This is a genomic window from Corynebacterium falsenii (assembly GCF_020099275.1).
GTDB classification, from domain to species: domain Bacteria; phylum Actinomycetota; class Actinomycetes; order Mycobacteriales; family Mycobacteriaceae; genus Corynebacterium; species Corynebacterium falsenii.
On record NZ_CP083646.1, the window covers coordinates 976,685 to 996,969 of the forward strand.

General features: G+C 60.4%; 11 protein-coding genes and 3 rRNA genes. 9 read left to right on the plus strand and 5 right to left on the minus strand.

From position 1 onward, the window contains the following. Positions 1–240 precede the first annotated feature (240 nt). From LA343_RS04335 to rrf, 3 genes are all read left to right on the plus strand, one after another. A 16S ribosomal RNA gene (locus tag LA343_RS04335) occupies positions 241–1,764 on the plus strand. Positions 1,765–2,148: 384 nt separating this feature from the next. Next, positions 2,149–5,227 (plus strand): 23S ribosomal RNA (locus tag LA343_RS04340). A 196-nt stretch (positions 5,228–5,423) separates the two neighbouring features. Next, a 5S ribosomal RNA gene (gene rrf / locus LA343_RS04345) occupies positions 5,424–5,541 on the plus strand. The 16S, 23S and 5S rRNA genes sit together here, the layout of an rRNA operon. 612 nt (positions 5,542–6,153) lie before the next feature. Here the strand turns inward: rrf and LA343_RS04350 are convergent. After that, on the minus strand, positions 6,154–7,605 hold the full coding sequence (locus LA343_RS04350) for a nucleobase:cation symporter-2 family protein (RefSeq protein ID WP_025402135.1): 1,452 nt from the start codon (positions 7,603–7,605) through the stop codon (positions 6,154–6,156). 135 nt (positions 7,606–7,740) lie between these two features. Here LA343_RS04350 and LA343_RS04355 point away from each other — a divergent pair, with 135 nt between their 5' ends. From LA343_RS04355 to LA343_RS04365, 3 genes are read left to right on the plus strand one after another with little or no spacing between them, the layout of a single operon-like run. Further along, the gene (locus LA343_RS04355; RefSeq protein WP_224209216.1) at positions 7,741–8,547 is read left to right on the plus strand and encodes an ABC transporter ATP-binding protein; all 807 of its coding nucleotides are present in this window, start codon (positions 7,741–7,743) and stop codon (positions 8,545–8,547) included. Next, a complete protein-coding gene (locus LA343_RS04360) occupies positions 8,547–9,725 on the plus strand; it encodes an ABC transporter permease (protein WP_224209217.1) in 1,179 nt (392 codons plus the stop codon). Before LA343_RS04355 ends, LA343_RS04360 begins: the two co-directional genes overlap by 1 nt. Continuing rightward, positions 9,712–11,124 (plus strand): FtsX-like permease family protein, encoded by a 1,413-nt coding sequence (locus LA343_RS04365; RefSeq protein ID WP_224209218.1) that lies wholly within the window; start codon positions 9,712–9,714, stop codon positions 11,122–11,124. Before LA343_RS04360 ends, LA343_RS04365 begins: the two co-directional genes overlap by 14 nt. Positions 11,125–11,187: 63 nt before the next feature. Here the strand turns inward: LA343_RS04365 and LA343_RS04370 are convergent, their stop codons facing one another. Both LA343_RS04370 and LA343_RS04375 read right to left on the minus strand, forming a co-directional pair. Next, positions 11,188–12,501, minus strand: coding sequence for an aminopeptidase P family protein (locus LA343_RS04370; RefSeq protein WP_025402137.1), 1,314 nt, complete (start codon positions 12,499–12,501; stop codon positions 11,188–11,190). Positions 12,502–12,507: 6 nt separating this feature from the next. Next, positions 12,508–13,782 (minus strand): MFS transporter, encoded by a 1,275-nt coding sequence (locus LA343_RS04375; protein WP_025402138.1) that lies wholly within the window; start codon positions 13,780–13,782, stop codon positions 12,508–12,510. Between the two features lie 454 nt (positions 13,783–14,236). Between LA343_RS04375 and solA the strand changes: the two genes are divergently transcribed. Genes solA through LA343_RS04390 form a run of 3 tightly spaced genes read left to right on the plus strand, consistent with a single transcriptional unit; the run spans position 14,237 to position 17,757 of the window. Continuing rightward, a complete protein-coding gene (gene solA, locus LA343_RS04380; RefSeq protein WP_025402139.1) occupies positions 14,237–15,535 on the plus strand; it encodes an N-methyl-L-tryptophan oxidase in 1,299 nt (432 codons plus the stop codon). A 31-nt stretch (positions 15,536–15,566) separates the two neighbouring features. Next, positions 15,567–16,559, plus strand: a complete 993-nt coding sequence (locus LA343_RS04385) for an alpha/beta hydrolase (RefSeq protein WP_052337512.1) — start codon at positions 15,567–15,569, stop codon at positions 16,557–16,559. Next, complete coding sequence (locus LA343_RS04390; RefSeq protein WP_025402141.1) at positions 16,552–17,757, plus strand: NRAMP family divalent metal transporter; 1,206 nt, start codon at positions 16,552–16,554, stop codon at positions 17,755–17,757. The genes LA343_RS04385 and LA343_RS04390 overlap by 8 nt, the downstream gene beginning before the upstream one ends. 6 nt (positions 17,758–17,763) lie before the next feature. Here LA343_RS04390 and LA343_RS04395 read toward each other — a convergent pair whose 3' ends face one another. Beyond that, the gene (locus LA343_RS04395) at positions 17,764–18,393 is read right to left on the minus strand and encodes a GntR family transcriptional regulator (protein ID WP_025402142.1); all 630 of its coding nucleotides are present in this window, start codon (positions 18,391–18,393) and stop codon (positions 17,764–17,766) included. A gap of 5 nt (positions 18,394–18,398) precedes the next feature. After that, entirely contained in the window at positions 18,399–20,228 is a 1,830-nt protein-coding gene (locus tag LA343_RS04400; protein WP_025402143.1) for an acetyl/propionyl/methylcrotonyl-CoA carboxylase subunit alpha, read from the minus strand. Positions 20,229–20,285: the final 57 nt, after the last annotated feature.

Genomic DNA, 20,285 nt, shown 5'->3' on the forward strand with positions numbered 1-20,285 from the left:
TTTTTCAACCTTGTTGATTGTTCATCGTTGGCCGCATGGTCGCATGCCGTTTATGGGTGTGTGGTTGGTGTGGTTCGTGCCAGCGCGGGTGGGTAACGCCGCCGCGTTAAATATTGTGGTGCGTAATCCCCTACTTATTGTTTTTGTGGGTGGGGGTCTGATGATGAATGTTTTGATTTTTTGTCAGTAATTTTTGGTTATTTTGCCAGTTGTTCAGGCTCTTTGTTCTGAAACAATGTTCTTATGGAGAGTTTGATCCTGGCTCAGGACGAACGCTGGCGGCGTGCTTAACACATGCAAGTCGAACGGAAAGGCCCTTGCTTGCAGGGGTACTCGAGTGGCGAACGGGTGAGTAACACGTGGGTGATCTGCCTTGTACTTCGGGATAAGCCTGGGAAACTGGGTCTAATACCGGATAGGACCATGCTTTAGTGTGTGTGGTGGAAAGTTTTTTCGGTACAAGATGAGCCCGCGGCCTATCAGCTTGTTGGTGGGGTAATGGCCTACCAAGGCGACGACGGGTAGCCGGCCTGAGAGGGTGTACGGCCACATTGGGACTGAGACACGGCCCAGACTCCTACGGGAGGCAGCAGTGGGGAATATTGCACAATGGGCGCAAGCCTGATGCAGCGACGCCGCGTGAGGGATGACGGCCTTCGGGTTGTAAACCTCTTTCGCTAGGGAAGAAGCCACTTGTGGTGACGGTACCTGGATAAGAAGCACCGGCTAACTACGTGCCAGCAGCCGCGGTAATACGTAGGGTGCGAGCGTTGTCCGGAATTACTGGGCGTAAAGAGCTCGTAGGTGGTTTGTCGCGTCGTCTGTGAAATCCCGGGGCTTAACTCCGGGCGTGCAGGCGATACGGGCATAACTGGAGTGCTGTAGGGGAGACTGGAATTCCTGGTGTAGCGGTGAAATGCGCAGATATCAGGAGGAACACCGATGGCGAAGGCAGGTCTCTGGGCAGTAACTGACGCTGAGGAGCGAAAGCATGGGTAGCGAACAGGATTAGATACCCTGGTAGTCCATGCCGTAAACGGTGGGCGCTAGGTGTGGGGATCTTTCTACGATTTCCGTGCCGTAGCTAACGCATTAAGCGCCCCGCCTGGGGAGTACGGCCGCAAGGCTAAAACTCAAAGGAATTGACGGGGGCCCGCACAAGCGGCGGAGCATGTGGATTAATTCGATGCAACGCGAAGAACCTTACCTGGGCTTGACATATGCAGGATCGCTGCAGAGATGTAGTTTCCCTTGTGGTCTGTATACAGGTGGTGCATGGTTGTCGTCAGCTCGTGTCGTGAGATGTTGGGTTAAGTCCCGCAACGAGCGCAACCCTTGTCTTGTGTTGCCAGCACGTTATGGTGGGGACTCGCGAGAGACTGCCGGGGTTAACTCGGAGGAAGGTGGGGATGACGTCAAATCATCATGCCCCTTATGTCCAGGGCTTCACACATGCTACAATGGTCGGTACAGAGGGTCGCGATACCGTGAGGTGGAGCTAATCCCTGAAAGCCGGTCTCAGTTCGGATTGGAGTCTGCAACTCGACTCCATGAAGTCGGAGTCGCTAGTAATCGCAGATCAGCAACGCTGCGGTGAATACGTTCCCGGGCCTTGTACACACCGCCCGTCACGTCATGAAAGTTGGTAACACCCGAAGCCAGTGGCCCAAACTCGTTAGGGAGCTGTCGAAGGTGGGATCGGCGATTGGGACGAAGTCGTAACAAGGTAGCCGTACCGGAAGGTGCGGCTGGATCACCTCCTTTCTAAGGAGTTATATTTTCATTATTTTCATCTGGGTAGTTCACGGACCGTGCCCCACGATTGGTGTGGGGTTGGTGTGGTGGATGATCAACACCAGTGGTTGATGTGAATTGTTGTTTGTTCTTGGTTTGTCATATTGTTGGGTGTCTGGAACGGCTTGTGTTGTTCCTTTGAGTGGGATTCCCATGGTTGCGCATGACTGGTTGGTTGTGTGTGGGTGTGGGGTTCGTGTTGTTTGAGAACTGTATAGTGGACGCGAGTATCTTTACTCGCCGCATGTGAGCGCACTGTGTGTGTTTGTGTGTGGTGGGTGTTGAATATTCTTTATTCTTCTTGTTTAGTGTGATTTTGTTTGTGGTGTATCCATGTAAACCTGATTGTTTGTGTGTGTTGTCTGTGAAGGGCGCACGGTGGATGCCTTGGCACAATGAGCCGATGAAGGACGTGTAAGGCCGCGATAGGCCTCGGGGAGTTGCCAATAGAGCGTTGATCCGAGGGTGTCCGAATGGGGAAACCTGGCCATCGTTATGGGTGGTCGCCTGCCAGTGAATTCATAGCTGGTGTGGAGGGAACGCGGGGAAGTGAAACATCTCAGTACCCGTAGGAGAAGAAAATAATAATGATTCCGTTAGTAGCGGCGAGCGAACGCGGATTATGTGGCTAAACCATATGCGTGTGATACCTGGCAGGGGTTGCGTGTGTGGGGTTGTGGGACGAATGCGTGCGGTGCTGCCATGCCGTGCATTGTCATAGTGTGTTAGCGGAAGTGGTTTGGAATGGCCTGCCGTAGACGGTGAGAGTCCGGTACGTGAAAGCATGACTGTGGTGGTGTGTGTTTGTTCCCGAGTAGCAGCGGGCTCGTGGAATCTGCTGTGAATCTGCCGGGACCATCCGGTAAGCCTGAATACTTGTTGTGACCGATAGCGGATGAGTACCGTGAGGGAATGGTGAAAAGTACCCCGGGAGGGGAGTGAAATAGTACCTGAAACCGTGTGCTTACAATCCGTCAGAGCCTTTTGGGGTGATGGCGTGCCTTTTGAAGAATGAGCCTGCGAGTCAGCGGCATGTCGCGAGGTTAACCCGTGTATGTGGGGTAGTCGTAGCGAAAGCGAATACTAACTAGTGTGTTTGTAGTGGCATGTCCTGGACCCGAAGCGGGGTGATCTACCCATGGCCAGTGTGAAGCAGCTGTAAGAGGTTGTGGAGGCGCGAACCCACTTAGGTTGAAAACTGAGGGGATGAGTTGTGGGTAGGGGTGAAAGGCCAATCAAACTCCGTGATAGCTGGTTCTCCCCGAAATGCATTTAGGTGCAGCGTCGTGTGTTTCTTGCCGGAGGTAGAGCTACTGGTTGGTTTAGCGGGACTATCATCTTAGCGACATCAGCCAAACTCCGAATGCCGGTAAGTCAGAGCGCGGCAGTGAGACTGCGGGGGATAAGCTTCGTAGTCGAGAGGGAAACAGCCCAGATCGCCGGCTAAGGCCCCTAAGAGTGTACTAAGTGGAAAAGGATGTGGGATCGCGAAGACAGCCAGGAGGTTGGCTTAGAAGCAGCCATCCTTGAAAGAGTGCGTAATAGCTCACTGGTCGAGTGGTTCTGCGCCGACAATGTAGTGGGGCTCAAGTACACCGCCGAAGCCGCGGAACTCGCATTTTGTGTGGGTTGGTAGGGGAGCGTCGTGTGGCCGGTGAAGGTGCGGGGTGACCCAGTGCTGGAGGCTATGCGAGTGAGAATGCAGGCATGAGTAGCGAATGACAAGTGGAAAACTTGTCCGCCGGATGACTAAGGGTTCCTGGGTTAAGCTAATCTTCCCAGGGTGAGTCGGGACCTAAGGCGAGGCCGACAGGCGTAGTCGATGGATAACGGGTTGATATTCCCGTACCCGTGTATGTGCGCCCAATGGTGAATCGGGGATACTAACCACCCTGACCCGCCACTAACGCACCTTTGGTGTGTGGTGTGTGGTGATGCGTGGGACCTGATCTGGTAGTAGCCAAGCGATGGGGTGACACAGGTTGGTAGCCAAGCCACTTATTGGATTGTGGTGTAAGCGTGTGGCACGTGCCCAGTGGTAAATCCGGGGCACATGATGTGTGAGGCGTGATGCGTACCCGTTGTGGGGATGTTGGTGATCCTGTACTGTCGAGAAAAGCCTCTAGTGAGTGCATACATGGCCCGTACCCATAACCGACACAGGTGGTCAGGTAGAGAATACTAAGGCGATCGGGTGAACTGTGGTTAAGGAACTCGGCAAAATGCCCCCGTAACTTCGGGAGAAGGGGGGCCACTGCTGGTGACAGACTGGTTTTGAGCTGGTGGTGGTCGCAGAGAATAGAGGGAAGCGACTGTTTACTAAAAACACAGGTCCGTGCGAAGACGGTGAAGTCGATGTATACGGACTGACGCCTGCCCGGTGCTGGAAGGTTAAGAGGACCTGTTAGACCCTTTTGGGTCGAAGCGGAGAATTTAAGCCCCAGTAAACGGCGGTGGTAACTATAACCATCCTAAGGTAGCGAAATTCCTTGTCGGGTAAGTTCCGACCTGCACGAATGGCGTAACGACTTCCCTGCTGTCTCAACCACAGGCCCGGCGAAATTGCAGTACGAGTAAAGATGCTCGTTACGCGCGGCAGGACGAAAAGACCCCGGGACCTTCACTATAGCTTGGTATTGGTGTTTGGTTCGGTTTGTGTAGGATAGGTGGGAGACTGTGAAGCTATCACGCCAGTGGTGGTGGAGTCGTTGTTGAAATACCACTCTGATCGTATTGAGCATCTCAACCTCGGCCCGTGATCCGGGTTAGGGACAGTGCCTGGTGGGTAGTTTAACTGGGGCGGTTGCCTCCCAAAGAGTAACGGAGGCGCCCAAAGGTTCCCTCAGCCTGGTTGGCAATCAGGTGTTGAGTGTAAGTGCACAAGGGAGCTTGACTGTGAGACTGACAGGTCGAGCAGGTACGAAAGTAGGGACTAGTGATCCGGCACCGGCTTGTGGAAGCGGTGTCGCTCAACGGATAAAAGGTACCCCGGGGATAACAGGCTGATCTTCCCCAAGAGTCCATATCGACGGGATGGTTTGGCACCTCGATGTCGGCTCGTCGCATCCTGGGGCTGGAGTAGGTCCCAAGGGTTGGGCTGTTCGCCCATTAAAGCGGCACGCGAGCTGGGTTTAGAACGTCGTGAGACAGTTCGGTCTCTATCCGCCGTGCGCGTTGAAACTTGAGAAAGGCTGTCCCTAGTACGAGAGGACCGGGACGGACATACCTCTGGTGGGCCAGTTGTCACGCCCGTGGCATGGCTGGTTGGCTACGTATGGAAGGGATAACCGCTGAAAGCATCTAAGCGGGAAGCCTGTTTCGAGATGAGGTTTCTTTTGAGGTTCCCTATAGATGATGGGGTTGATAGGCCGGATCTGGAAGCACTGTGAGGTGTGGAGGTGACCGGTACTAATTTACCAATGTTCAACACACATAAAATTGTTGGTTTGTGTGGATCACACCCGTAGCACCCGTTTGGTGGTGTTCGGCTGGTCACATGGAGCGTGTTGGATAAACGATTATTCTTGTTGCCCTGTTTGTGGGTTGCTCGCGTCTGTTATGCAGTGTCTGGAACGACACGGCACACCACCACCATGGTGTGGGTGGGTGTGTTTGGTTCCGTTTGTTGTGTCGGTGGTTGTTAGCGGTAAGGATCCGCCCGGTCCCTTTCCGAACCCGGTAGCTAAGCTTACCTGCGCTGATGGTACTGCACCTGGGAGGGTGTGGGAGAGTAAGTCACCGCCGGCCTTAAACTTGATAGTGGGTGGTCAGTGTTGGCTGTGTTTGTCACAAAAAGAAGGTGATGATCACAACCGGCACTGACCACCCTCTCTTGCATGCGCAAAAAAGATGAGCTCCCTGCATGCGTCGGTGGATGAGGGGTAAGGGGACCCGTCTTGGTTTGTAGAGCTTTCTAGTTCGACATCGCATGGAGAAGTGTACGTTCGCTGTGTTTTGCGGGTTAGCTTTCTGCAAAAGCCCAGTTGATCAAAGGTGCTTCCTCACAGAACACGGCATGCGCACACGGTAAATCGGCGGAGTGCGCTGACAATGTGATCTCTTTGTGAGGCTCCCGCTTCTTCAGGGTCGTCCGAATCCCTATTCGTCGGGAGCTTTCAAACGAACGTCTCATAGACAAAAAAATTGGCGCTCCCAAGAACGGGGGCGCCGTTTTAGCAGCGGATTACATCGGTCTTGCGGGGGGTGCGAGGTTTTCGGTGGCTAGCTCTTGGCGAGGTCCTCTTGGTGAGTGTCGCAGTCTGCACTGCCTTGCTGTACTTGACTGAGCCCACCTGAGCCCACCTGAGTCCACTGAGTTCTAGTTAGTCCTACAGTGGCTCACTAGGAATGGAAGCGTTGTTACGGCTGCTTCCAGTTGTCGCGCGTCACGGGCGCATCGCCGAAGCCATCGTGGTCGTCATCGGAGGAGTTAATGCCACCGCGGAACGTATCGTGGGCGGATGGTTTCACCGAATGTGGGGCCCGGTCAGCCGTGTTGAACAGCAAGTTGAGAACAATCGCCGTCACGGAGCCGATACAAATACCCGAAGCGAGGAAGGTCTGGGCCGAAGCCGGCAGCTGGGTAAACAGCGACGGCGATACAGCCGGAAGCAGTGCCACACCCAGCGGCACGGCAATGACGATCACATTGGATTCAGTGAATTTCACCTTGGACAGAGTCCTGACACCCGACGCCGCGACCATGCCGAACAGCGCAATGCCCGCACCGCCCAACACGGGGGCGGGGATCGCAGCTACAAGCGCGGCCGTCTTCGGGATCAGACCTAAAACAACCAACATTCCGCCCGCTGCGGCCGTGACCCAGCGAGACCGCACACCGGTAATCGACAACACACCGATGTTCTGGGCGAACGCAGTGTACTGAAAGGTATTGAACACTCCACCCAGGACCGTTGCAGCACCATCGGCGCGGAGGGTGTCCGCAATGCGCTTGTTGTCGATCTCCGTGTCCGTGATCTCACCAATGGCCAGCACGTCGCCCGTGGCCTCGACCATCGTCACCAGCGACACGATGCACATGGCGAAGACTGCTGCGAATACGAAGTGCGGAGCACCGAAGTAGAACGGCGAGGTGATGCCAAACAAAGGGGAGTCCTTTGTTTCGGTCCAATCCACCATTCCCAGTGGAATGCACACCAGCAGGCCCGTGATCATGCCAACCAGCACGGCAATGCGGGACAACCACTCTGGCCCCCAGCGTTCAATCACCAGGATCAGGACCAGCACGAAGGCGGCGATACCGAGATTCTGCGCGGTGCCGTACTCACTCGTTCCCTTCACGGCTGCACCACCGCCCACCCAGTCGGCGGCGACCGGCATCAGGGTTGTACCGATGATGAGCAGCACCGTGCCGGTCACCAGCGGCGGGAAGAACTTCAGCAGCGATGCGAACAGTGGCGCAAAGAGAATCATGAAGATGCCCGACGCGATTACCGAACCGTAAATGGCGGGCACGCCGTACTGAGAGCCAATCGTCACCATGGGGATGGCCGCAGAGAATGTGCAGCCCTGGATCAGCGGTAGCCGCACGCCGAATCGCCAAATTCCCACCGACTGAACAATCGTGGCGATACCCGCCACGAACAGATCGGCCGCGATGAGGTGGGGAATATCTCCGGGAGACATCTTTCCGGCGTCGACCAAAGCCCACCCGACGAACAGGGGAACCGCAACAGCTCCGGCATACGCCGCGAGAACGTGTTGGAAGCCGAGAATGAGAAGTTTAGGCAGGCCCGGATACTCATTGACGGGATGAGCGACCCGGGCGGCATGTTCAGTTTTCGTAGTCACGCCTAGACTGTAAGCCCCCGCAAACGTGCAGGTAAATTCCACGGCGATATGGGGGATGTCTCCGCTGCCCCTTAGAATAGGGTGACTCTATTCTGGCGGTAGCCACGTGCGCATAATCGCCACCCTGCAAGGAGCATGATGTCCCCCGAAACCCCTCGCACCACCCCGCACACCACTGCAGCAACCGCAGACAGCGCAGCGAATACAGCTAACGCAGCAATCGCCGCCTCCGCGGAAGGCCTTTGCAAGACCTACGGCCAAGGTGAAACCACCGTCAAGGCCATCGACAACATCAGCGTGCAGTTCCAGCGCGGACACTTCACCGCCATCATGGGTCCATCCGGCTCGGGCAAGTCCACCCTCATGCACTGCATGGCCGGTCTGGATTCCATCTCCAGCGGCCACGCCTACATCGGCGGCACGGACATCTCCACGCTCAAGGACAAGGAGATCACCGACCTGCGCCGCGATCGGTTGGGATTTATCTTCCAATCCTTCAACCTCGTTCCCACACTTACCGCCGCGGAGAACATCACCCTGCCCAGCGACATCGCCGGCAAGAAGGTGGACAAGCAATGGTTCGATGAGGTCACGCAGCGCCTGGGCCTCACCCCGCGCCTGCGGCACCGCCCGTCGGAGCTTTCCGGTGGCCAGCAGCAGCGCGTGGCCTGCGCCCGCGCCCTCGTAGCCCGGCCGGAGATCATCTTCGGCGACGAGCCCACCGGCAACCTTGATTCCAACAGCTCCGCCGAGGTGCTGGGCATTCTGCGATCAGCCGTGGACGACTTTGACCAGACCGTCGTGATCGTCACCCACGATCCCAAGGCCGCCGCGTACGCCGACCGGGTGGTGTTCCTCTCCGACGGCCACATCGCCGCCGAGATCACCGATCCCACGATGGAGGACATCCTCGACGTCATGAGCACGATCGGGGAGCTGTAATGAGCTCATCCTCTGGCACCTCCGCCATCACCCGCGTCTCCATGCGCAGCCTCGCGGCACACAAGGTTCGCTTCGTCCTCACAATTCTGTCCGTGGTTCTGGGAACCGCTTTCATCGCGGGCTCGTTCATGTTCACCAACTCCCTGTCGCGCACGTTCGACGGGCTGTTCTCCGACATTTACGACGACGTGGGGGCGGTCGTGGAACCGCAGCCGGGGCAGCCACCCCTGCCACCCCAGTTTGTTGATGAGGTGGGGGCGCAGCCTGGCGTCGACAAGGTCAATGTCGCCGATGAAACCCAGGCAGTATTCGCCACGAAGGACGGCACTGTCATCCGCACCGGCGGCGCCCCCAGCGTGATTCGCGCGTACTACCCGGAGGATCAGACGGTCGGGCTCCAAGCGCCGATCGTCGAAGGCCAAGCGCCGACCACGCCGACGGACATGATCCTCAACCGCGCCGCCGCGGAGAAATTCAACGTCCACCCCGGCGATACCCTCACTGCGGTGGATGCCATGAACCGGCGGGATTTCACCGTCACGGGCATCTACGATTTCTCCGCCGCCGCGGGCGGCTACGTGGGTGGCATGGTCACCCCGGCCACGTATGTGCAGGACTTCGGCGCGACGGGCCTAGCCAAAGGAGTGTACGTGGACGCCAAACCGGGCGTTTCCTCGCAGCAACTCGTGGCAGAACTGCGGCAGGCCTACCCGAACCTGCAGGTCCGCACGGGCCAGGAGCTCGCCGACGAATCCACCGCGAAGGTGGAGGATTCGCTGGGATTCCTCAATTACTTCCTCGTGGCGTTTGGGCTCATCGCGCTGCTGGTGGGCGCGTTTATCATCGCCAATACCTTCAGCATGATCGTGGCGCAGCGCACGCGCGAGTTCGCCTTGCTGCGGGCGCTCGGCACGTCGCGCAGGCAGCTGACCTCGTCCGTGGTAGTCGAATCGATCGTGATCGGCATCATCGGGTCGCTGCTGGGCGTGCTCGCCGGCGTGGGTCTGGTGCACGCGATCTACGCGGCGATGGATGCGTTCGGCTTCGGGCTGCCCTCGAGCGGGGTGTCGCTGACGGTCAAGGCCGTTGTGGCACCGCTGATCGTGGGCGTACTCGTGACGGTCGCCTGCACGCCGGGCCGGTCGCGTTCGGCCGGTCGAGGCGATGCGTTCCGGTGACCAGTCCTCATCGTCGTCGTTGGTGAAGCGGACTGTGGCTGGCGGGGTGGCTTTCCTCATCGGCGTGGTGGCCATGGTGGTTGCTATTTCTCTTTCCGACGTCGCCACGTCCACCCGGGCCATCACGTTGGGTGTGGGTGCGGCACTGATGATCTTGGGCACGTTCCTATTCAGTCCGGCGCTGGGCAGGCCAGTGGTGCCCGCACTGGGCCGGGTGCTCGGCGCCCCGTTCGGCGCGGTGGGCAAGCTCGCCGCTACGAACTCGCAGCGCAATCCGCGGCGCACGGCGACCACGGCGTTTGCCCTGACCCTGGGACTCACGCTGGTTGCCTGCTTCGGCATGCTCGGCGCCACGATGAAGCAGTCCGTGACGGACATCGTGTCGTCTTCAGTGAAGTCGGATCTGGTGATCACCGGGCCGCAGCAATCGTTCTTCCCCCTGCCAGACCAACTCATCACTGATGTGGAGAAGGCCCCTGGGGTGGCGTCGACGGTGGAGTTCGGCGTGACGCCACTGGCAATCGGGCCTATCGCCAACGGTGGCGGGCCGGGCGGGGAATTCGGCGCGGGGTATGCGCGCGGCGATATTTCCTCGGCGATGGCGTTCACGATGGCACAGGGCACGGCGGATTTCACCCAGCCAGGGTTTATTGCGGACAAGGACGTGGCCGCAGCCAACGGCTGGACCGTGGGCAGCACCGTGCAGGCGAGCATCCCGAACTCTCCGTTCTCATTCCCCGTGACGTTGATGGGGACCTATGACCCCACCCCGGCGCTGGGACCGTTCGTGGTCAGCTGGCCCACTCTGGAGCCCCTGGTGCAAGAGGGCCAACCGCTCGCTGGTGGCAACGGGCTTCGAACCCTCATGGTGATGGTCACGGGCAACGGGTCGCAGTCGGTGCGGTCGCTGCAGGATGAGCTGAATAAGGTGACGGAACCGTTCGTCATCGCGCAGGTGCAAACGCCCACGGAGTACGCAGGCCAGCAGGCGGTGCTGGTGGATCAGATGCTCAACATTCTCTATTCCCTGCTGGCACTGGCGATCATCGTTGCGGTGCTGGGAATCATCAACACCCTGGCGCTCAACGTCATTGAGCGCAGACAGGAGCTGGGCATGCTCCGCGCGGTAGGTATGCACCGCCGCCAGATCCGCAGGATGATCACCCTCGAGGCCGTTCAGATTGCGGTGTTTGGTGCGATCATCGGCGCGGTATTGGGTGTGGTGCTGGGATTCGCGTTCGTGGAGGTGCTCTCCAACGAGGGGTTGGGCCCGGCTGTTGTGCCCTGGACGCTCATCGTGGTGATGTTGTTGGCCTCTGCGGTGGTGGGGGCGGTGGCGGCCATCTGGCCGGCCATTAAGGCGGCGCGGACCCCGCCGTTGGAGGCCATTGCTGACTAGCTGTGTTGGGAGCTAGTCAGCGTTGTGGCGGGGTCGGGCTAGAACTGAATGATCACTGGGGGATCACGAGGGGATGACGTTGTGCTCCGGGCCGACGGGGAAGCCCGTGATGTTGCGGGCTCCGTCCTCGGTGACAACGAGGATGTCGTGTTCGCGATAGCCACCCGCGCCGGGCTGGCCATCGGGCACCGCGATCATCGGTTCCATCGAGACCACCATGTTGGGCTCCAACACCGTGTCGATATCTTCCCGTAGCTCCAGCCCACCTTCGCGCCCGTAGTAGTGCGACAACACACCGAAGGAGTGGCCGTAGCCGAATGTGCGCAAGCCCAACATTCCATGCTTGGCGTAGATGAGGTTGAGCTCCTTGGCGATATCACCGCACACCGCGCCGGGGCGGATGAGCTCGAGGCCGCGGTAGTAGACCTCCATGTTGACGTCCCAGTACCGGCGCGTGTCGTCGTCGACAGTTCCGTAGAACATGGTGCGCTCCAGGGCGGTGTAGTAACCGCTGATCATGGGGAAACAGTTGAGGCTGAGGATATCGCCGTCCTGAACCATCCGGGTGGTGGGCCAGTTGTGCGCACCGTCGGTGTTGATGCCGGATTGGAACCACACCCAGGTGTCGCGGATCTCGCTGTCTGGGTAGCGGCGAGCGATTTCCTCCACCATGGCGTCAGTGCCGATGCGGGCTAGTTCGTATTCAGCCCTGGGGCGTTCCTCCAACGCGGCACGGATCGCCTCACCGCCGATGTCCGCAACGTTGGCACCGTCGGTAATCACAGCTATTTCCTCATCGGATTTCACCATGCGAAGCGTCATCGCGGCCGGGGCAATATCCACGAACTCGACCGAAGGGCCGATCGTGGTGGTGATCGCGCTGTAAAGGTGGGCGGATAGTCCATCGAACTCAAGGCCCACCCGGCGGGGAGTCACGCGCTGACGAATCGCGGTGTTAATCGCGTGTGGGTAGTTGTTGCGGCCCCAGTCGGTGTAGATCAGGTTATCGCCCACGGAACGCCGCCACGGCATGCCCGCATCAATGCCGGCGCTGATCGTGCAGCAATCCTCTGGCGTGACGACCATGGCGTAGAACCGACCGAAGTGGGTGTAGAGGAAATCTGAGTAGTACTTAATGTTGTGTGGGGAGGTCAGCACCACGGCGTCGAGACCACGAGATTCCATGACGTCGCGCAAAGCGTTGAGCCTGCGCGCCATCTCGTCCTTGCTAAACGTCAGGGGCTGCTTCGACCCGTTGTAAAACGTGCGCAGGCGCTCGTTGAGGAAGTCCGTGGAATCGATGCGAGGGTCGATGCCGGTGGAGGTGAAAGAAGAAGGGGCAGAAGCCGGTGCGGGGGCAGTGCGAGTCGGTGACATGAGGGTTTAGCCTTTCTTGAGCTCGTGGTTGTTTGTTTCTTGTGCTTTGAGCACGGCAAGGAAGGTGATGACTGCTGCGGCCATGAGGTAGAAACCAGGGGCGAGCACGGAGTCGGTCCAGCCGATGAGCAGCGTCGACACCATGGCTGCGGTGCCGCCGAAGATGGCGTTGGCTGTGTTGAACGTCAGCGCGAAACCGCTGAGGCGAACCTTCGTGCTGAATTGTTCGGACAGGAAGGAGGGCAGCACGCCGTCGTTAAGAGCGAGCACCATGCCCATGCCGATTTGGATGACGATGACCAAGAACAATCCAGCACCGTCGAGCAGCATGAAGGCGGGAACGATCGCGACGACGAAGGCAATGGATGCGACGAGCATGATCTTGCGGCGCCCCACGCGGTCGGACAACCAGCCGGTGAACAGCACGCTGAAGATGTACGCGAAGAGTGTGACGGATGCGGCGATGAAGGAATCCGTCTTGTTCTGCCCCAGCTCTTCACTGAGGTAGGTGGGTAGATAGGACAGGATCACGTAGAAGCCGATGGCGTTGAGCAAGCACGCTGCGAACGCGATGGCTAGGGCCTTCGGCTCCTTCCACACCATCTTTAACGGAGCGGCGGGGGTTTTCTCCAGCGCCTCCTGCTCGGCCTTGACCTCTTCGAACTCTTCAGTTTCCGCCATCCGGCGCCGAATCCACAGGCCCACGAGTCCTAGGGGAGCAGCGAGGAAGAAGGGGATGCGCCAGCCCCAGGCATGCAGGTTGGCGTCGGACAACGTACCCGTCAACACAGCGGCCAAGAGTGAGCCCAGTAGCAGGCCGGTGGCGGTGGAGGCCGGAACCACGGCTGCCATGAGGCCGCGGCGACCGCGCGGAGCCATCTCCGTCAACATGGTGCCAGCGCCGGCGTACTCGCCCGCAGCGGAGAATCCTTGGACAAGGCGGAGAAGGAGAAGCAGCAGGGGCGCGGCCAACCCGATCTGGGCATATCCCGGCAGAAACGCGATGCAGGCCGTGGCCCCAGACATGAGGAGGATAGACCAGGAAAGAGTGGTCTTGCGCCCGAGGCGGTCGCCGATGTGGCCCCAGAAAAGCGCACCTATCGGGCGGATGAGAAAGCTCAAGGCAAACAATCCGAAGGTGAGAACGAGCGCCGCGTGGGGGTCGGAGTCGGGGAAGAACACCGCGGAAATAACCACGGCGAAATACCCGTACATGGCGTAATCGAACCACTCGATGAAATTGCCAATAAAGCTAGAGGATATTGAGCGACGCAGATCCATGGGGGAGCCTTTCGAGGAATCCGAGGAAGGAGAAGTGAATGGAGCGGCGGGAGGAACGAGGATATCGCGGGGCCCAGCATGTGGACCATCAACACCTGTTCTGCCCACAGCGCCAGCACCTGCCAGCGTATTGGACGCAGGCACAGCCGGTGGGGAAAATGGAACCTTCACGAAAATCCACTCCTTTCACAACACATCGAAAGCGCCTCTACCGAGGCCGTATCACGGCGGGAAATCCTGCTCTGATCTGCGGCGATAAGTTCACCGTTGGGTGAAAACTTATGCAGTGCAGGGTCGAGCAAAGCAACCGTTAGTTGAACTTTAAAAATGCTTGGTTTCCCCGATATTTCCGGATAGTGACCTTTGAGTTTCAGTAATCGACCCGTGTTAACACTGCGTTGTAAGCGGTGGGAATCTATTCCCATTCGGGCGAATGTGAAAGAAAATATTGCGCATGAACAATGCACTCACCGAACAGAATTCGCACACTAGTGAAGGCCTTGATGCTGATGTTGATGCCGATGTTATTGTTGTTGGCCTCGGGTCCATGGGGTCAGCAGCAGCCGACCGGCTCAGCGAACGAGGCGCCCGTGTGCTCGGCTTCGAACAGTTCCACCGCGGTCACGATAACGGCTCCCACCACGGCGGCTCCCGGCTCATTCGCATGAGCTACTTCGAGCATCCGGATTACGTGCCACTTCTCGCCCGGGCGTTCGAGCTCTGGGATGAGCTGCAGGCTGACGCGGACGACCGTGGGTGGGATCAGCTGGTGCATTACACAGGTGGTCTGTACGCGGGACCTCCGGGCTGCATCACTGTGGAAGGATCCCGCATGTCGGCTGAGGAGCATGGGTTGGATCACGAGATGTTGACCGCTGAGGAGATTCGTCGCCGTTTTCCCCACTTCGCCGTGGAGGACGACGAAGTGGGGGTGTTTGAAAAACGCGCCGGGTTCGTGCGTCCGGAAATGACCGTGGCCCTTCAGCTCGCCCGGGCAGAGGAGCGCGGAGCGGATCTGCGACACAATCACAAGGTTCTCGGTATCGAACCAACGGACCATGGTGTCGCGGTGACGGTTGTTAACACTGCCGATCAAAGCGATGGCAAGGACGACCCAACCCCGGAAGTCGTCACCGCCAGGAAGGTCGTTGTGTGCCCGGGCGCCTGGGCGCCGGGACTGTTCGAGGAAACGGGCATTCCCCAGTTTGCTGAGCGGCAGGTGATGCACTGGTTTTCCCCGGGGGAGGAGTTCGCCGCCTACGAATCTGGCCCGGTGTATATCCACGAACGCGCCGATGAGCTGCAGATTTACGGTTTCCCAGCATCCGATGGGGAAGATGCCGGGTCGAAGGTGGCTTTCTTCCGCAACGGCCGCCCGGTTGACCCAGATCAGCTCGATCGTGCTGTCACAGACGAGGAGATTGCGGAGATGCGAGAGCGCCTTCTCACCTTCGTGCCTGCGCTCGGCCGCGGTGAGCATCGCGCCAGTCGCGCGTGCATGTACACCACCACCCCTGATACTCACTTTGTGATCGGTCGCCATCCCGGTTGGGATAGCCCGGATATCGTCATCGCCTGCGGTTTCTCCGGCCATGGTTTCAAATTCGTGCCGGCGGTGGGCGAGGTGTTGGCCGATCTTATTCTCGACGCCACCACCCGGCACAGCATCGATTTGTTTGACCCGATGCGCTTTACAGAGGTGCGGGCTGCGGCGTCGAAAGGAGGCAACACCCTGGTAGGGGAAAACGCCTAGCCACCTGATCGCGGCAATTAGACTAGTGCCCATGAGCGACAACACCCCCGCAGATTCCGCCGCATCAGACGGCTCCATCCCCAACTCCGACATTGTGAGCCTGCCCGGTAGCCACAAGGATGTGCAGGAAGGCGTGACCCCGCTGACCGAACCGGAGCAGTTGGTGCAGCTCAACAATTTCTTCGAGGACAACTACCCCGAGATCTTCCGGTCGCTGACAACCGATGAGGGCGCCGAGTACCGTGATCGGGGCGAGGCCGTGCCGGCCGCGCTGGTGGATGATACCGAGCGGATGTGGGCCCGCGTGCCGGATCTGCTGAGCCACAGCAGCCTGCTGGTGCTGGGTGCGGGGTTGGATCACCAGATGCCGCATGTCGCGTCCCTGCGCAGTGGTCCGGAGGCGGAAGCGTTTGATGCGGAAGCCGCGCTGCCGGAGGGGATCAGTGCGACGGTGCTGAAACCCTTGCACCCGAATGGCGCGTGGGCGATCAGCTGCCACGGCGGGCCGGGGTGGTTCGGCGATGGTGCCAGCCACGACCAGTTCTGGCTGCCCCTGTTCGCGGCGATCGCGGAGGAATCGGGTGTCACGATTGTGGATCTGACCTACCCGCTTCCCGGTTATGGCTCGTGGGAGGCCACGCAGGAGGCCGTGGCTGAGGCTTTCGATGCGGTGCGGGAGAACGCCCCAGAGGGAGCGTCCGTGGGAACGGTGACGTTTGGCAGCGGTTTCCTCGCCACAGCGGGCGTGCGGCACCCTGATTTTGTGGTGGCCATGACCCCGCGCATCACCGAGGACCTGCAGGTGGATACCGGCGCGGCTCCCGTGCTCGTGAGCTTGGCTGCCCGCGATAGCCGCGGCACGTCAGAGGAGCAGGTGCGCGCGTTCTTTGACCGTGCGGGGCGCCCCGTGGACTACCGCACCTACGAGGCCGAACACATTATCGCGGCCCCTGCCGTCTGGCGCCGCCGCGTGGCCGATATCGCCCAGTGGCTCGCCGACACCGCGGGGGATCAGCATGGATAGCAGCGCGGTCAGCCGCCCCACGAGCTTCGCCGCCTCCCTGGGCGCCATGTTCCTCATGGCCACCAGCGCGATCGGCCCGGGGTTCATCACCCAAACCACCGTGTTCACCGTGCAGATGGGCGCGGCGTTCGCCTTCGCCATCCTGGTCTCGATCCTGGTGGACATCGCCATTCAGCTCAACGTCTGGCGCGTCCTGGGTGTCTCCGGCCTCCGCGCCAACGAACTCGGCAACCGAATCCTCCCCGGCCTGGGCTGGGCGATGGCCGTGGTGGTGTTCGTTGGCGGATTGGTGTTCAACATCGGCAACATCGGTGGCACGGGGCTTGGCCTTAACGCCATGGTTGGTCTCGACGCCAAAATCGGCGGTGCCATCAGTGCCGCCGTGGCGATCCTCGTGTTCCTGTCCAAGAAGGCGGGCATGGCGCTGGACCGTATCGTGGTGGGCCTGGGTGCCATCATGATCCTGCTGATGATCTACGTGGCGGTCTCCTCGGCACCGCCGGTCGGCGAGGCGCTGAAGAACACGGTTGCCCCAGAGAACGTCGATCTGCTGGTCATCACCACGCTGATCGGTGGCACCGTGGGCGGCTACATCACTTTCGCGGGTGCGCACCGCATTATCGACTCGGGGCTGACGGGTGCACGGAACGTCGGGGCGATCACGCAGGTGTCCGTGTTGGGCATCATCGTCACCGGCATCATGCGGGCGCTGCTATTCCTCGCCATTCTGGGCGTGGTGGCTAGTGGTGTGGCGCTGTCCGGTAACAACATGGCTGCGGACGCTTTCGGCGCGGCCGCGGGAGAGATTGGCGTGCGCCTGTTTGGCATCGTGCTGTGGGCGGCTGGTCTGACCTCTGTCATCGGAGCGTCCTATACCTCGATCACGTTTGTGACTACGCAGCAGACGTCGCAGAAGCTTCGCAATGGTCTGACAGTCGCGTTCATTGTGGTGTGCGCGATTATCTACGTGGCGGTGAGCAAGGCCCCGCAGCAGCTATTGATCTTCGCCGGTGCGTTCAACGGGCTGATCCTGCCGGTCGGCTTCGCGGTGGTGTTGTGGACGGCGTGGCGCCGCAAGGATCTCATGGATGGCTACAAGTATCCGGCGTGGCTGCTCGTCATTGGGGTGCTGACCTGGCTTCTAAGCGTCTACTTGGGATGGAGCTCGCTGAGTGGCCTGGCGAAGCTGTGGGGTTAAACCAGCTCACTTCTTCAGTAGCTTCTGCAGCCGCACGCTCGTCTCCGCGAGGGACTCCCGCAAATACTCCGCTGCCTGCTCCCACTCGTCGGCATTGATGAGGTCCGTGATGCGCCGGTTAACGGGCACATACTCCAGCTGAAAGTTGGGCTCCTTCGCCCGAGCCAGCGAGAACACCAACTGCATCTGCGCAGCCATCCGATCCGTGGTGTCATTGAGGAATCCGCTGCCCACGCTCGTCACGATGTCCTGGTGAAACTTCCGATTAGCCAGGCCAACCGCCTGCAGATCACCAATCTCCGCAGCCTCCTCGGCCACACGGACATGCCGCTCCACACCATTGGTGCCAGCCAACCGGTGCCGCTTACCCCACAACAGCGCACCCGATTCCACGATGGTCCGGGCCGCGTACAAGTCCTTGACGTCCTTGGGTTCGGGTCGGGTCACAAACACTCCCCGGTTCGGAATCCGCTGCACCAGGCCCTGAGTAGCCATGCGGGCGAATGCCTCCCGCAGCGTGTTCCTGGATACCCCCAGCTTCGTGGCAACGGCCACTTCGTTGAGCTTGTCACCCGGACCCCAGGTGCCCGCCGCGATCCCGCGCATCACCCCGCGCATTGCCGTATCTGCCTGCATAAACCCTATCCTTCCACCCACGCCAGAGCCTGGCCCTTGGCGACACTATCCCCGTTGCTGATATCCGCCAGGCGAACCGTGCCGCTGGTCGGCGCGTTCACGGCTGATTCCATCTTCATCGCCTCAATCGTGGCGATCGTGTCCCCCTCGCTGACCTCGTCACCATCGGTCACTGCGAACTCCACGAGCTCTCCCGCGTAAGGGCTGGTCACCTCCGTGGTCCCTGCCTGTGACGTGTTTCCTGCCTGCGCTGCGCCCTCAGCCCCCTTCGCAGCGGATTCCGTGCCATCCCCAGCCGATGCTGGGGAAGGGGCGGGGCTGGTGGCGTCGACGGAAAAAAGATGCTCCGGGACACCCAGTCGGTGCAGGCGACCATCGATCTCCACGGTGATGTGCTGGCGCGATTCGTAAGCGGCCTCAACATCCGCTTCGGCCCTGCCCGCGTACCCGGCACCTACGCCCGGGCGGTACTCCTTATCCACCCAGTCCGTGTACACCTGCAGCTCATCACCGGAAAACGCGGGGTGGGTGACGATATCGCGGTGGAAGGGCAACACCGTGCGCACCCCATCCACGCGCATCTCCGCCAGGGCAGCACGGGCACGGCGCAGGGCAGTGGTGCGATCCGGGCCCCACACAATCACCTTCGCCAGCAACGAGTCGTACAACCCCGGGATCGCGGAACCGGAGACCACGCCCGAATCCACTCGAATCCCCGGCCCCGTCGGCGGCTCGAACAGCGCGACCGTGCCCGGGCAGGGAACGAAGCCATTCGCCACGTCCTCGGCGTTGATGCGGAACTCGAAGGCGTGGCCATGCGCGGCCGGATCATCCGCAAAGCTCAGGGGCAGGCCCGCGGCGATGCGGAACTGCTCGGCCACGATATCCGCACCAGTGACCACCTCCGTCACGGGGTGCTCCACCTGCACGCGGGTGTTGACCTCTAGGAAGCTCACCGTGCCGTCCTCGGCGACGATGAACTCCACCGTGCCCGCGCCCGTGTACCCCGCCGCAGCGCAGATATCCCGCGCGCCCTCGACGATATTGCGGCGCTGCTCGTCGCTGAGGAACGGGGCGGGGGCCTCCTCCACGAGTTTTTGGAAACGGCGCTGCACCGAACAATCGCGGGTGCCGATCACGCGCACATTCCCGTGCGTATCCGCCAGCACCTGCGCCTCCACGTGACGCGGCTTGGTGAGGAACTTCTCCACGTAGCATTCCGCGCGGCCGAACGCGGCCCTGGCCTCGCGACCCGCGGAGGCGAAGGCCTGCTCAATGTCTTCATAATCGTGGACAACCTTCAGCCCGCGGCCGCCACCGCCGAACGCAGCCTTGATGGCGATGGGCATGCCGTGCTCGTCGGCGAAGGCTTGGGCTTGCTCCCACGACTCGATGGGATCATCCGTGCCCGGCGCCAACGGAGCGCCGGCCTCCGTGGCGAGCTTGCGGGCGGCGACCTTATCGCCGAGGGTGTCGATGGCCTCCGGGCTGGGGCCGACCCACGTGAGGCCTGCGTCGATGACGGCGCGTGCGAAATCCGAGTTCTCCGACAGGAACCCGTAGCCGGGGTGCACGCACTCGGCCCCGGCGCGCAGGGCGATGTCGATGAGGGCGGGCACGTTCATGTAGCTGTCGGCGGGGGCGTCACCGGGCAGTGCGTAGGCCTCATCGGCGATGCGGGTGTGCAGCGCATCCACGTCCGCGGGCGAGTAGACCGCGATGCTGCGAATGCCCAGGTCGCGGGCGGCGCGGGCAACGCGCACGGCGATTTCGCCACGGTTGGCGATGAGCACGCTGGTCAGTTCCGTGGAGGCGGAAGATTGTTGGTTGGTCATGGCGGTTCTCGTGTTTCTCACAGGGGCGTTGGTGATTGGGTCGGTAGTGCTGAGAGG

Excerpts from the sequence above, each read along its gene's own strand:
- LA343_RS04365 (WP_224209218.1), top strand. The coding sequence starts at position 9,712 with ATGCGTTCCGGTGACCAGTCCTCATCGTCGTCGTTGGTGAAGCGGACT.
- solA (WP_025402139.1), top strand. The coding sequence starts at position 14,237 with ATGAACAATGCACTCACCGAACAGAATTCGCACACTAGTGAAGGCCTT.
- LA343_RS04390 (WP_025402141.1), top strand. The coding sequence starts at position 16,552 with ATGGATAGCAGCGCGGTCAGCCGCCCCACGAGCTTCGCCGCCTCCCTG.
- LA343_RS04395 (WP_025402142.1), bottom strand. The coding sequence starts at position 18,393 with ATGCAGGCAGATACGGCAATGCGCGGGGTGATGCGCGGGATCGCGGCG.
- LA343_RS04370 (WP_025402137.1), bottom strand. The coding sequence starts at position 12,501 with ATGTCACCGACTCGCACTGCCCCCGCACCGGCTTCTGCCCCTTCTTCT.
- LA343_RS04375 (WP_025402138.1), bottom strand. The coding sequence starts at position 13,782 with ATGGATCTGCGTCGCTCAATATCCTCTAGCTTTATTGGCAATTTCATC.
- LA343_RS04355 (WP_224209216.1), top strand. The coding sequence starts at position 7,741 with ATGATGTCCCCCGAAACCCCTCGCACCACCCCGCACACCACTGCAGCA.
- LA343_RS04400 (WP_025402143.1), bottom strand. The coding sequence starts at position 20,228 with ATGACCAACCAACAATCTTCCGCCTCCACGGAACTGACCAGCGTGCTC.
- LA343_RS04360 (WP_224209217.1), top strand. The coding sequence starts at position 8,547 with ATGAGCTCATCCTCTGGCACCTCCGCCATCACCCGCGTCTCCATGCGC.
- LA343_RS04385 (WP_052337512.1), top strand. The coding sequence starts at position 15,567 with ATGAGCGACAACACCCCCGCAGATTCCGCCGCATCAGACGGCTCCATC.